13 protein-coding genes, 1 tRNA gene and 2 pseudogenes are annotated in these 11,721 nt (G+C 55.1%); 7 read left to right on the plus strand and 9 right to left on the minus strand.

Annotated elements, in window-relative coordinates:
* Positions 1 to 421, plus strand: a pseudogene (locus K5905_RS15120) (patatin-like phospholipase family protein); the annotation flags it as partial.
* A gap of 298 nt (positions 422 to 719) precedes the next feature.
* Here the strand turns inward: K5905_RS15120 and K5905_RS15125 are convergent.
* Positions 720 to 1,316, minus strand: a pseudogene (locus tag K5905_RS15125) (LysR substrate-binding domain-containing protein); the annotation flags it as partial.
* A gap of 232 nt (positions 1,317 to 1,548) precedes the next feature.
* Between K5905_RS15125 and K5905_RS15130 the strand changes: the two are divergent.
* Entirely contained in the window at positions 1,549 to 2,379 is an 831-nt protein-coding gene (locus tag K5905_RS15130) for a pentapeptide repeat-containing protein (protein WP_297585422.1), read from the plus strand.
* A 164-nt stretch (positions 2,380 to 2,543) separates the two neighbouring features.
* Here the strand turns inward: K5905_RS15130 and K5905_RS15135 are convergent, their stop codons facing one another.
* Positions 2,544 to 3,347 (minus strand): MipA/OmpV family protein, encoded by an 804-nt coding sequence (locus K5905_RS15135; RefSeq protein WP_297585423.1) that lies wholly within the window; start codon positions 3,345 to 3,347, stop codon positions 2,544 to 2,546.
* 243 nt (positions 3,348 to 3,590) lie between these two features.
* On the opposite strand from K5905_RS15135, the gene K5905_RS15140 reads away from it, so the two are divergent.
* The gene (locus tag K5905_RS15140) at positions 3,591 to 3,887 is read left to right on the plus strand and encodes a YggT family protein (RefSeq protein WP_297585425.1); all 297 of its coding nucleotides are present in this window, start codon (positions 3,591 to 3,593) and stop codon (positions 3,885 to 3,887) included.
* Between the two features lie 87 nt (positions 3,888 to 3,974).
* Here K5905_RS15140 and K5905_RS15145 read toward each other — a convergent pair whose 3' ends face one another.
* From K5905_RS15145 to K5905_RS15160, 4 genes are all read right to left on the minus strand, one after another.
* Entirely contained in the window at positions 3,975 to 4,169 is a 195-nt protein-coding gene (locus K5905_RS15145) for a Trm112 family protein (RefSeq protein ID WP_297585427.1), read from the minus strand.
* Between the two features lie 31 nt (positions 4,170 to 4,200).
* Positions 4,201 to 4,878: an LON peptidase substrate-binding domain-containing protein gene (locus K5905_RS15150; RefSeq protein WP_297585430.1), complete on the minus strand. Its 678-nt coding sequence runs from the start codon at positions 4,876 to 4,878 to the stop codon at positions 4,201 to 4,203.
* An 83-nt stretch (positions 4,879 to 4,961) separates the two neighbouring features.
* Entirely contained in the window at positions 4,962 to 5,966 is a 1,005-nt protein-coding gene (trxA, locus tag K5905_RS15155) for a thioredoxin (RefSeq protein WP_297585432.1), read from the minus strand.
* A 168-nt stretch (positions 5,967 to 6,134) separates the two neighbouring features.
* On the minus strand, positions 6,135 to 6,656 hold the full coding sequence (locus K5905_RS15160; protein WP_297585434.1) for a prolyl-tRNA synthetase associated domain-containing protein: 522 nt from the start codon (positions 6,654 to 6,656) through the stop codon (positions 6,135 to 6,137).
* A 242-nt stretch (positions 6,657 to 6,898) separates the two neighbouring features.
* On the opposite strand from K5905_RS15160, the gene K5905_RS15165 reads away from it, so the two are divergent.
* Positions 6,899 to 6,973: transfer RNA gene (locus K5905_RS15165), tRNA-Gly, on the plus strand.
* Positions 6,974 to 7,337: 364 nt separating this feature from the next.
* Here K5905_RS15165 and K5905_RS15170 read toward each other — a convergent pair.
* Positions 7,338 to 8,405: a Gfo/Idh/MocA family oxidoreductase gene (locus K5905_RS15170; RefSeq protein WP_297585436.1), complete on the minus strand. Its 1,068-nt coding sequence runs from the start codon at positions 8,403 to 8,405 to the stop codon at positions 7,338 to 7,340.
* Between the two features lie 75 nt (positions 8,406 to 8,480).
* Positions 8,481 to 9,266, minus strand: coding sequence for a ThuA domain-containing protein (locus K5905_RS15175; protein WP_297585438.1), 786 nt, complete (start codon positions 9,264 to 9,266; stop codon positions 8,481 to 8,483).
* A gap of 306 nt (positions 9,267 to 9,572) precedes the next feature.
* Here K5905_RS15175 and K5905_RS15180 point away from each other — a divergent pair, with 306 nt between their 5' ends.
* From K5905_RS15180 to K5905_RS15190, 3 genes are all read left to right on the plus strand, one after another.
* Entirely contained in the window at positions 9,573 to 9,860 is a 288-nt protein-coding gene (locus K5905_RS15180; protein WP_297585440.1) for a hypothetical protein, read from the plus strand.
* Positions 9,857 to 10,429, plus strand: coding sequence for a TetR/AcrR family transcriptional regulator (locus tag K5905_RS15185; RefSeq protein WP_297585442.1), 573 nt, complete (start codon positions 9,857 to 9,859; stop codon positions 10,427 to 10,429). The genes K5905_RS15180 and K5905_RS15185 overlap by 4 nt, the downstream gene beginning before the upstream one ends.
* A 155-nt stretch (positions 10,430 to 10,584) precedes the next feature.
* Positions 10,585 to 11,106, plus strand: a complete 522-nt coding sequence (locus K5905_RS15190) for a hypothetical protein (RefSeq protein ID WP_297585443.1) — start codon at positions 10,585 to 10,587, stop codon at positions 11,104 to 11,106.
* Here the strand turns inward: K5905_RS15190 and K5905_RS15195 are convergent.
* Positions 11,100 to 11,721, minus strand: a 622-nt coding sequence (locus K5905_RS15195) for a gamma-glutamyltransferase (protein ID WP_297585444.1), incomplete at its 5' end; no start/stop codon positions are given. The genes K5905_RS15190 and K5905_RS15195 overlap by 7 nt on opposite strands.

An 11,721-nucleotide genomic window follows, 5' to 3' on the forward strand; every position in this document is an offset into this window, starting at 1 on the left:
TATGGGGAACCCGCCGCTTTATCCGCTGTTCTACGAAACGGCGACACCGGATGTAATCCTGATCCAGATCAACCCGCTGGAGCGTCGGCAAGTTCCACGGACGGCACGTGAAATCGTCAACCGGCTGAACGAGATCACCTTTAACTCAACGCTCTTGAGAGAGCTTCGGGCAATTGATTTCGTCACCCGTCTGATCGAGGAAGGGAAACTGTCGTCAGATGAATACATGCGTGTGTTCATGCATCGGATCTCCGCAACTGAACTGAAGCCTCTTCAGGCATCCTCGAAAATGAATGCGGAATGGGCGTTTCTGACCGAGTTGAAAGACCTGGGCCGGGCAACCGCTCGCAATTGGCTGAAGCAGCACTACGGAGATATCGGCGAGCGGTCGACAATCAATCTGAGAAATGAGTTTAGCTGACAATTCGGCGTCGAAATTGCAGCCTTGAACGTTAACGGTTTCTTAGCCACGTTTGCAGGTAGCGTTGCAGATTGCAATGCATGAAGTGTGAACAGATTCTAAACAGAATCAGTATCTTGTGCTTGATCCAGTCGAGTTGTCCAGATCTGGACGAATTCCCTTGAAAATGAATTGGCAAGGCTTTTGCGATTGAATTGGCACGCTGATTGTCAGGTTGTGCGTCGTCAGCGCTTTAGTGGAAGGAAGAGGTAGGCAACTGCGACCCCGCCTGCTTCTTCCCTCCCACAGATCTTCCCCGTCAATCTTTGAAGAATTCCGGTGTTTGTTTGGCTTGTTGCTTCAGCCAGTCCACCAGTTCTTGCTTGCCGCTGTCAGTGTCTCGCAGCTGCTGACTGTTGAAATAGTAGCCGCTTTGAAGGCGAAGGGGACAGTTCAAGGCCGGTGTGAGCTGGCCTGAGGTCACAAGGTCGCCGACCACGGACCGCCAGCCAAGCATGATGCAGTCACCGGTCAAAGCCGACTGGACAGCCTGCACATAATTGCCGAACCGCAGATCGCTCGCGGTTTTTGCGCGCCTTTGACCGAGCGCGTCGAAATAGTCCTCCCAGCCGAGCCAGTCCGGATCCTTGACGGCAACATGGATCAGCCGCCTGGCACAGAGTGCTGTGGCATTGTCGATCGCACCGTGTTTTTCCAGATAGGCGGGAGAGCACACAGGCACGAGCGTTTCGTTCAACAGGAGATCCCAAGGTCCGCCGGGCCAGTTTCCATCCCCGAAGCGAATGGCAATATCCGATCCGTCATGCAGATCCGGCGCGCCTTGATAGGCTGCCATGACGTGAACCGGTGTTTCCGGGCGTTGGGCTGAAAAGTAGTTCAGCCGGGGCATCAGCCAATAGGTCGCGCAACTTTAGCAGTCCACATTGTGCCAGTGGAACAACGAACCAGCGAAGTTGGCCTGGATGCGCCGGAGCACCCGGGCCGGCCAGCTCTCAAAGGCTGTTTTCAAACGTTCTGTCCAAGATTTCATATCTTTTCGATTGAATTCGGCCTGCTCTCGGCTAACAGTCCTTAAACTGCCGTCATAAATACCTATTTTTAGAAGATGTAGAAAAAAGGGATATGCCATGAGCGACAGGATTACCCGTTTAGTGGCAACTTGCTTAAGCGCAATCACCCTCATGGCCGGAACAAGCGGTGCATTTGCGGGAAGCGATGCCGAGCGGATGGCCGAAATCAAGAAAAACGGTGGCTGCCCCAGTTGTGACTTGCGGCTGTCCGAACTCAGGTTTCTTACCGTCGATAATGCTGATTTCAGCCGGGCGAATCTGCGCGAATCGGATTTGAAGGAAGCGGTTCTGCCGAATGCCAATTTCAAGGGTGCGGACCTGCGCCGAGCCGAAGCCGAGCGCGCCGATTTCTCAGGAAGCGACTTCACGGATGCCAGCATGCGTTCAGTGGATCTGGAAAAAGCCAATCTGAGCAACGCCAATCTCGATGGGGCTGATCTCCGGGATGCGGATTTGAACGCGAGCATTGCCAATAACGCAAATTTCGACAATGCGGATCTCAGGAATGTCACGCTGATCCGTTCGGTTGCGGAAAACGCTTCCTTCAAGGGAGCGAAGCTGGATCAGGTCAATCTTGAGCGAGTGGACGTGTCCGGTGCGAATTTTCAAAAAGCGCGCATCCGGCAGGGAAAGCTGGATCGGATAAAGGCGGATGGCGCGGATTTTTCCGGCGCTGATTTCAGCGGGGTTCGGCTGGTCAGCTCCGACCTTTCCAACGCCAATCTGACCGGCGTTGATTTCGATGGGGCCCTGCTGCGGCGTACACGGCTGGTTGGTGCAGATCTTACAGGTGCCTACAATCTTGATCCGAACCGGATCCTCGGGGCGTGCGGAGACGAAACCACCAAGCTTCCACGCGGGATCGAGCTGATCAAATGTTCATACTGAGCAGTTGAAGCAGGATTTGGAAGGCATCTTGGAGGCGTTGAGGTCGAAGGTGTCTTCCCGGAATTGACTGCAAAGAGAGTGGCCGGCAATTTCCGAAAATTCACAAAAGAAAAAGGAGGCCCCCCAGCCCCCTTGTCCTCTTCCGCTTGTGATAAGCGAAACGTTTATTTGAATACGTCGAATGCGAACCGGTAACTGACACCAATTCCCAGGCTGAACTGGTCTTTGCTGCCACCATTGGCAATCGGGCTGTCCGCGGCGTCGCCGATCAGGCGGTCATAGCCACCCTGCAGGTGCAGGCGGACATCATCGTTCCAGTCATAGCTGGCCCGCGCTGCAACGCCGACACTCTTGAAGCCTGCGCTTGGGCTATAGGCGGTCAGGCGACCGCCGCTGTTGGCCGCTTCAGAAGAGGTCACCCCGAAATAGGTGTCCATGTAGTCTTCGGAAGCAAAATCAGCGCGCGGTCCGAAGCTGACTTCCCATTTGTCCGATGGGTAGATAATGCCATCGAGACCAAGCTGACCAACCTGGCCGGTGTGACCGTTGATCCCCTGCCGCAACTCGGCAAATGCGCGCCAGTGTTCGCCGCGAAGACCGCCGCCAAGACCAAGCTCCAGCGCCCAGTCAATGGTTTTTGTACCAGTCAGGTCATTGCTGTCGCTGGCCTTGCGTTCGCCGATGAAATTGAACGCAGGATAGAAGAAGACGCCGCTCTTGCGACGCCCATCGACCACCTGACCAAGTCCAGGCAGATAAAAGCGGCCTACGGATATGATCGGGAATGGATAAACCAGATAGGAATCCGCCGCCTCGTATTTCGGCTTGGCGATTGCGCCAACGCCCAAATCGATCACGAACTGGCGATTGGCGTCCTGGTCCGAAATATCACCGCTCTGCGCAAAAGCGGTTCCGGAAACTGCGCTCAGCGAAAGAGCAAGTGCAGCGCGCGACAACAGTTTAAGCATATATATCGTGTCCAATAGGAATCCCTTTGGCTGGGAAGATAGCACGAAGCGGTCTTACTCAAAGCCTAAGGAATCAGGGTTTTCCGGAACTGTTGCATTTAAGCATCGCTGCTCTTCAAGGTGGCGTCGGCGTTAAGCCTTGTTGCAAACATTTCTTCCTGAGAAGCTGCCCCTCCTTGCGGCGGGCGTGACTTGAAGCTACATGAAAGCAAAGACAGAAATTGAACGGCAACGGACCAGACCATGACAGCCCTCTTGAACGTCATCCTCATCGCATTGGAGCTTTACACATACGTGATTATTGCCAGTGCGATCTTTTCCTGGCTCTACGCTTTTAACATCGTGAATTCGAGTAATCAGTTCATCAATTCGATCGGGCGGGTTCTCTATAACCTGACAGAGCCGGCTTTGAGACCCATTCGGCGGTTTTTGCCGGATCTCGGCGGTGTCGATATATCGCCTGTGATCCTGTTGCTTGCGATTATCTTTATCCGCCAGATCATCATCATCAATCTGATGCCGCTGGTCCGAGGGTTCTGATTATCGGCTTCGATTTGCGGATGGACAAAATAAAGCCCGGACGTTTCGGTCCGGGCTTTTTTGTTATCCAATTGCCGCGGACGCTGTTCAGTCTTCCAACTTGCGGGCTTCGTCCGGCAACATGATCGGAATGCCGTTGCGGATCGGATAGGCGAGTTTCGCTGAGCGCGAAATGAGTTCCCTGGCTGCCGCGTCATATTCAAGTGTCGTCTTGGTCACCGGGCAAACCAGCAGCTCAAGCAGTTTGCGGTCGACGGGGCGTTCGGTCGTCGTATCGGTCATTCAGGTATCTTTCAGGTCTTCAGGACAAGTATCACTGCAGCGTGGAGCCACCATCGTTCTGGGACTTTGCAATATCCATTTCGGTGATGGCAATCAGTGTCTCGGCGCGGGTCCTCAGATCACGGGCCTCCAGAAGGGCCTGTTTTTCCTGCGGTCCGTAAGGGCACATCATGCAAAGCGCATTGACGAGCACTTCAGTTTCGGCTTCCGACACGCTTTGCCAGTCGGCTTCCAGATTGTTGACATCGAGATATTCACGCAAGGTTTTCAGCAGGCCGTTGCGGTCGACATCGTCTTCACCTTCACCGCATTTGAGGTCATGGGCAAATGCCGCAAAGTCGCATTCGACCTGACGAAACTTGGAATAGGACCGGACTTCATCTCCCAGGGCAAACCGCGTAATGCCCTGGAGCGTGATCAGGTAGCGGCCGTCGCCCGTCTCCTGAAAACTTGTCAGTCTGCCGACGCAGCCGACGCTGGCAAGGGCAGGGTCTTCTGGATTGGGAGCATTCCTGTCCGGCGAGGGCTGTACCATGCCGATCAGCCTGTTGCCCGACAAGGCTTCATCCACCATGTCGATATACCGCTGTTCGAAAATGTTCAGCGGCAATTGCGTTCTTGGCAGAAGAAGGGCTCCGGACAAAGGAAAGACAGGCAAAACAGGCGGTAAATCCGCAATCGTTTCATAAATGGCATTTCCCGCCTGCATTCCGGTGCCTTCTTTGTATTCGGACTTTTACAATGCCGTCAGCGTGCTGTTGCCTTCTGTAAATGTGTCAAGTCCGACAATCGTCAAGAAAACAGCACGGCCGACAGCTTGCGGCGGCCATAGGCACTGGCCGGGTCCTTGAAGCCCCAGGCTTCAAAAAACTGAAGAAGCTGCTTGCGGCCACCATCCTCGTTCCAGTCGCGGTCGCGCTGGACGATTTCAATGAGCTGATCAACCGCACCTTCCTTGTCACCCTTGCCGTTCAGCCCCAGTGCCAGGTCGAACCGGGCCTGCAGGTCCAGTGGATCCTTGGCAATACGGTCATGAAGGTCGGCAAGGTCACCGAGGGACGCCGCCTGTTCCGCCAGATCGATTGCCGCAAGCGCCGCCGTATAGGCGTCTTCCGAACGCTTGTCCTCCGGGACGAGGTCAAGGGTCTGCTTGGCCCGTTCCAGATCATCGGCAGCCAGATAGCATTGGGTAAGACCGGCAATGGCCGTCACATTATCCGGCTCCATCTGCATGACAGCACCGAAAAGCTGAGCGGCCTGTGCAAAGTCGTTTTCGGCCAGAAGCGCTCCTGCCTGCTCCAGGAACTGGTCGGCCTGATTGGTTGGCGCCGGTCCGCCGACCTTCTCGATAAAGGCCTTGATCTGGCTTTCCTGCTGGGCGCCCATGAAACCGTCAACAGGCTGACCGTCCTTGAACGCAACCACGGCCGGAATGGACTGGATGCCCATCTGACCGGCAATTTCGGGATGGTCGTCAATGTTCATCTTCGCAAGCTTCACGGTACCGCCGGCAGATTTGACGGCTTCCTCGATGATCGGTGTCAGTTGCTTGCAAGGTCCGCACCATGGTGCCCAGAAATCCACGATCACGGGTTGCTGGCGGGAGGCTTCCAGAACATCTGCCATGAAGCTCTGCGTGGTAACGTCGAAAACAAGATCGCCGCCCGCAGGCGCATCACCGCCACCATTGCCGCCATCGCCGCCGAAACCACCGCCCTGGCCGCCATAGCCGCCGCCCATGCTGGCGCCAAATCCGCCACCAACCTGACCGCCTATGCTGTAGTTGCCGTTACTCATTTGCCGCCTCGTGCTTTCCGGCCGATGTCCGATACACCCACCTGATCATAACCTTCAAAAAGGGTTGCGTTGGCTCATAACATGGAGCCATAGCGCCCGAATTACAAACGCTTGTAGGAAGATTCAAACGCGTTGCCTAGGTCTCTGTCTCATTTCTGAGGTCAAGTTCTAGAGTTCTGCTGCCTTGGCCTGTTCGCTGACGGCCAGCACCTGTGTGGCATGGCCGCATGCGCTGGCGAACTTCAACAGGTCGTCCGCGCTGATCGCCGTTGTGGCATCGTTTTTCAGCGGATGATAATTCAGGACATTGTGCTGCATCATCGCTGCGTCAAAAACCGGCGTCACCCGCAAGGCTTCTCTGTCGTTGATCAGCGAAAAGGGCGTGACCGATCCCGGCTCCACGCCAAGAACTTCCATCAGCAACTCCGCATTGCCGAAGGAAACCCGCCCCTGGGCACCGATGATCTGGTGTACTTTCTTCAGATCGATTTCTGCATCATGAAGAGCCACGATCAGAAACAGGCGGCCCTTCTTGTCCTTTACGAACAGGTTCTTGGTATGCCCACCTGGAATTCTGTCATGGAGGTCGCCGGATTCGGCGACTGTGAAGACAGGGGCATGATCGACAGTGGAGACTTCGATATCGAGGTCGTTGAAGAACCCCATCAGATCGTCGCGGGTCGCTGGCATGATTTTTCCTAGAAAAATTTGTCTTTTGCGGTGTCTAACGCGTTTTCTAAGGTGTCTACAAGAGGGGGGTGTCGTCAAAAGCGGCAGAAATCTGCGGATTTACGAAGGGGGACATGGAGAAAATCCACAGAAAGACAGATGAAAATTTTTCTGTAATTTCGGTGTTGCAATCCGCCTCAGCTTAGTCCATATACTGCGCCACCGACGACGAGGCGGTCACCGCCAGACGCTCGGGACACTATGCGGGTGTAGCTCAGGGGTAGAGCACAACCTTGCCAAGGTTGGGGTCGTGGGTTCGAATCCCATCGCCCGCTCCAAATTCAGCCGAAAGGCGATCAAAAAAACCAGCATTCGCAAGAATGCTGGTTTTTTGCTTTTCCGGTCAGATTTTTTAATTTTTTCCAGCTCTGAAAACGGCTGAGTTGCGCGCTCTTTGCCTGATATAATGCGTTTAATCTAAAAATTGACAAAAACCTGACGAGGCACGTGAACGAAGTATCAGGAGCGTGGCAGTTAGTGTCAGGGTGCATCGAACGGAGAGACGCCGGACGACGGCGGTTCACTGTGGTTTTGCATTGCCTCAAGTACCTATCGTGCAGCGGAGCTTTCGGGCTCCGCTGCAGCTTCATCCGGGGCATGAAAACCTGACGGGCCGAGGGATGCAGACCCTCAACCGGGTTTCTAGACTTTGAGAAAAACACCCTTTGCGGCATCGGAACGTTCCGCGGCATCCAGCGTCTTTTGCAGCGCTGCTCCGTGGTCGAAACTCGGCTCGGCTTTGCCTTGGCCCTGAACCGCGGCGACGAAGCGCTCATAAACGGTCGGTACCGGGTCAACAGCAATCTCCGTCCATTTTTCGTCTGCCAAATCCTCCCCGAGACAGGTTCTCAGGCTCTCTTTCTGTTTTTCGAAAAGGACTTCCATACCACCCTTGTCGCCGTAGAGCTTGAGCCGAAGGTCGTTGATGTGACCGGAGGCAAACCTGGTGGCGCTGATTGTGCCGAGCGCGCCGTTTTCAAGTTCTGCCTGAAGCGTGAAGCTGTCATTGGCGTCGAGAGTGTATTCGCCAATGCGATTGCCGTCTGCCTTGTCGAAGGTTTTCAGTCGGCACGAGACTTCCCTGACCGGACTGCCTGCCGCAAATGTCGCGTAATCAAGAATATGAATGCCGACATCGCCAAGCACCCCCTTGGACCCATGCTCGGTCGACAGCCGCCACAGCCATTGACTTTCCGTACGCCAGTCGCCCCAGACGGACTGGGTCAGCCAGCTTTGCAGGTAAGTCGCCTCGAAATGCCGGATGCTTCCGATTGCACCGCTCGCGACCAATTCGGCTGCCTTTTGCAGGACTGCGACATTGCGGTAGCTGAGATTGACCATGCCGATCAGGTCTTTTTCGCGGGCAAGGTCCGCCATTTCCTGTGCGTCTTCGGCATTGGTCGCCAGCGGTTTTTCACACAAGACATGTTTACCGGCATTCAGCAGCAAAAGCGTGGTTGGATGGTGGGCCGCATCCGGCGTGACATTCGCCACCGCATCGAATTCGCCCCAGGCGAGGGCGTCCTCCAGGCTTTCAAACTGGTTTTCAATACCATATTTGTCACAAAATTCTGCGAGCATGTCCGGTCTGCGGTCAACACCCGCAACAACTTTCGCATCGGGCATCGCCTGGAAGGCCTCAACATGAGTGCGGGCCATGTTGCCGGTGCCGAGGATCAGAATTCGGACAGGAGTAGGGATCGTCGCCATTGAAAGATTCCGTCTGTTAAAGATGACATCTGGCAGAGCCGGGCTGATAGGGCCCGGCGTCAATGGTGGAGTGGATTAGCGGTAGCCTTCTTCGCCTTCCTCGTGAAGCTTGGGACCGCGTTCCTCGATTTTTTCCGGCGCAGCATCGACCGGCACGTTGGGAGCTGCATTCGGGTCCAGGAGCCGTGCCATCGGGTTGAAAGCCCATTTGACGCCGTTTTTCAGGACAGTCTGGACGTTGCCGTCGTGATAGGTCGGATAGGTTTCATGCCCGGGCCGGAAATAGAAGATATTACCGGCACCGCGCTTGTAGGTCAGGCCCGAGCGAAAGACCTCGCCACCCTGAAACCAACTGATGAACACCGTTTCAAGGGGTTCCGGCACACCGAACGGCTCGCCATACATTTCTTCCATTTCCAGCTCGAAATTATCGGGTAGCCCTTTCGTGATGGGGTGATTGCGGCTTGTCACCCATAGCCGTTCGCGTTCACCGGCTTCGCGCCAGGTGAGGTTGCATGGTGTGCCCATCAGACGCTTGAACGGTTTTGCGAAATGGGCCGAGTGCAGGAACAGCAATCCCATGCCGGACCAGACTGCGTCGCAGACCCGGTCAACGATCTCGTCGGCAACATCGCCGTGGGCCGCATGCCCCCACCAGACCAGCACGTCGGTTTCGGCAAGGCGGGATTCGCTCAGACCGTGTTCCGGCTCCTGCAAAGTCGCTGTTGTCGCCACGATGTCGGGATCAGTATTCAGGGTCTCGGCGATGCAGGCGTGCATGCCGTCAGGGTAAAGGCCAGCAACGATCTTGTTGTGCTGTTCGTGAACGTTTTCGCCCCAGACGACTGTTCGGATAGGCATACTGGCCCCTCCCGGTTCCAAAAAATGTTGCAAGGAAATGCGCTTGGTCACGATTTTCAAAGCGCTTTGAATAGCGCTATCACCACGTTTTTGTGCTGTCAATCGGATTGCGTGTTTGCTGGGTCACATGTTGTGAAAGCGCTGTGACGTGAGGCCGCATTGTTTCCAAAATTCCAACAGCCTAAAACAAACCATACAGTATGGTATGTTCAGGAGGGAATTATGAATACATATTTGCTTGTAGCCGCTGGTTTGTCTGTCCTTGTATGTTTGGTTCATACGTTTTTAGGCGGGCGGAGCATCGCTGTGCCGCTCCTGAAGGCAACGGATCTTCATCCGGTTCCCAAGTATGTCACCTATTATTGCTGGCACATCGTGACGATCGTTCTTGCCGCGATCGCGATAATGTTTGCGGTTGCGGGCCTGAAACAGGACAGCATGGAACTCGCATGGGCGGCAACGGCATTGACGGCAGCCTTTTGCATTCTTGGTCTTGCCGTTCCGCCGATGAAAGGTCAAAAGTACAAGAACATGCCGCAGGGCTGGCTTTTTCTGCCGATCTTCCTGCTTGGTGTTCTTGGTGGAGCTTTATGAAAACAGGCACGCGATTTAGCAAGGAAGACTGGCTTGCGCTGGGGCTCAAACAATTGTCGCGTGAAGGCAGCGCCGGCCTGACTGTGGAAGCGCTCTGCAATTTGGCAGGGCGCACGCGCGGATCCTTCTACCACCACTTCAATGATCATGACGGTTTCATTGATCTGTTGTTGCAGGCGTGGAAACAACGAAACACCATCGACGTCGCAGATGAAATCCTGAGCCAGGCCCCGGACAAGCGCGCACAGCATCTGTCGGATCTTGCCAATCATCTTGACCAGGATCTGGAACGGGCGGTTCGGCAATTCGCCCAATCCAACAAAACCGCGCAAAGGATAGTCCGGGAAGTCGACGGGATACGAACGGAATTTGTTGTCGGGCTCTATGTGGATGCGGGGCTTGCGGAAGATGAAGCAAGAGATATTGCGCAGCTTGAATATGCCGCCTTTGTCGGGTCCCAGATCGTCTGGCCCGATATGACCGCGGAGCAACGCGTCAGATTGGACCGGCGGTTTGCCGGGATGGTGAGGCAGGCATTTGGCTTGAACGACCGCACTGACAAGAGTTGACAGATCCGCGCGGATTGCAAGCGGTGGCGGTCATTCGACCATGCGACTGGAATGTCGCTTCAATTGCCTCACGCGAATGTGAAGAGTAACCAAAATTCAATGGATTGTTTCTAAAGTTTTCTGAGTGTCAACCGAATGAACCCGGCAGATCAGTCATGGCCTTTCTTCGCCAACCCATCACCGCAGTCGTTATTGCCTTCTGGTTCTTTTTCTGGCTGTTGAACGGCCTGGACAAATTCTTTGCCCGTCAGGATGTGGGTTTCGTGCACTGGTGGGGCAACCACCGCGTCGAAAAATTCTCGATGTATTTCGACAAACTGGCGCTGGACCCGTCCTATGTTCAGGTGACCCTGATCTTTGCCGGAATTGTCGAATTCGCCGCGGCCGGATTTTTTGTCGTTGCCGCCGTCCGCCTGTTTCAGGGCAGCCCGGGTGTCGCCTACCGGACCGATCTTGCGATTACCGTCTCCATAGCCGTCTTTCTCGGTTTCACGATCTTTGACGTGATTGTCGGGGACCGGGCAGAGCTGCTTGAGCACTCCACCTACATTGGCGTGTTGCTGGTTTCGTTTCTTGCGGTGGCCGCCGAAAGTTTCTTTCAGCATCTCAGGGATCTCGACAGCCCAAGCACGATCAACCGGCGGTATCCGCCCGGTGCCCGGTCGAAACCTCAGTAACCGGCAGTCAGAGCGCCGGCCCGTCTCGGGTCGGATGAGCCGGCCAGCATGCCGTCAACGATCATGATCGATTGGGTGGAGCCCATGGCATTCTTGATATTGACCTCGTGTCCGCGCGCCTCAAGAAGCTTGATTGTGTCGGGAGACAGGCCTTCTTCGACGCGAATCTCGTCGGGAAACCACTGATTGTGAATACGCGGATGTGCAGTTGCTTCTGCTATGTTCATCTGATGATCGACGACATTCAGGATTATCTGCAATGTCGTTGTGATGATGCGGCTGCCACCCGGAGAACCGGTGGCCATAAAGAAATCGCCATCCTTGAACACCAGTGTCGGGCTCATTGAGGACAGCGGTCGTTTGCCACTTTCCACCGCATTGGCAGTACCGCCGATCAAGCCATAGGCATTGGGAGCGCCGGGTTTCGCGGAGAAATCGTCCAGTTCGTTGTTGAGCAGGACACCGGTTCCATCTGCAGTGATGCCTGCGCCATAGCTAAAGTTGAGCGTATAGGTGTTCGAAACGGCATTCCCGTCCTTGTCGACCACCGAAAAATGCGTTGTCTCGTTGCTCTCATATGGAAGGGGATCGGCCGGCTTGACTTCGGTGGAGGGT

The sequence above is a fragment of the Roseibium sp. genome (assembly GCF_025698965.1).
Lineage (GTDB): Bacteria > Pseudomonadota > Alphaproteobacteria > Rhizobiales > Stappiaceae > Roseibium.

What these genes read in the sequence shown, in the direction of transcription:
- K5905_RS15175 (WP_297585438.1), bottom strand. Translation starts at nt 9,266, where the DNA reads ATGCCTATCCGAACAGTCGTCTGGGGCGAAAACGTTCACGAACAGCAC.
- K5905_RS15135 (WP_297585423.1), bottom strand. Translation starts at nt 3,347, where the DNA reads ATGCTTAAACTGTTGTCGCGCGCTGCACTTGCTCTTTCGCTGAGCGCA.
- K5905_RS15190 (WP_297585443.1), top strand. Translation starts at nt 10,585, where the DNA reads ATGGCCTTTCTTCGCCAACCCATCACCGCAGTCGTTATTGCCTTCTGG.
- K5905_RS15130 (WP_297585422.1), top strand. Translation starts at nt 1,549, where the DNA reads ATGAGCGACAGGATTACCCGTTTAGTGGCAACTTGCTTAAGCGCAATC.
- K5905_RS15150 (WP_297585430.1), bottom strand. Translation starts at nt 4,878, where the DNA reads ATGCAGGCGGGAAATGCCATTTATGAAACGATTGCGGATTTACCGCCT.
- K5905_RS15170 (WP_297585436.1), bottom strand. Translation starts at nt 8,405, where the DNA reads ATGGCGACGATCCCTACTCCTGTCCGAATTCTGATCCTCGGCACCGGC.
- trxA (WP_297585432.1), bottom strand. Translation starts at nt 5,966, where the DNA reads ATGAGTAACGGCAACTACAGCATAGGCGGTCAGGTTGGTGGCGGATTT.
- K5905_RS15185 (WP_297585442.1), top strand. Translation starts at nt 9,857, where the DNA reads ATGAAAACAGGCACGCGATTTAGCAAGGAAGACTGGCTTGCGCTGGGG.
- K5905_RS15160 (WP_297585434.1), bottom strand. Translation starts at nt 6,656, where the DNA reads ATGCCAGCGACCCGCGACGATCTGATGGGGTTCTTCAACGACCTCGAT.
- K5905_RS15140 (WP_297585425.1), top strand. Translation starts at nt 3,591, where the DNA reads ATGACAGCCCTCTTGAACGTCATCCTCATCGCATTGGAGCTTTACACA.
- K5905_RS15145 (WP_297585427.1), bottom strand. Translation starts at nt 4,169, where the DNA reads ATGACCGATACGACGACCGAACGCCCCGTCGACCGCAAACTGCTTGAG.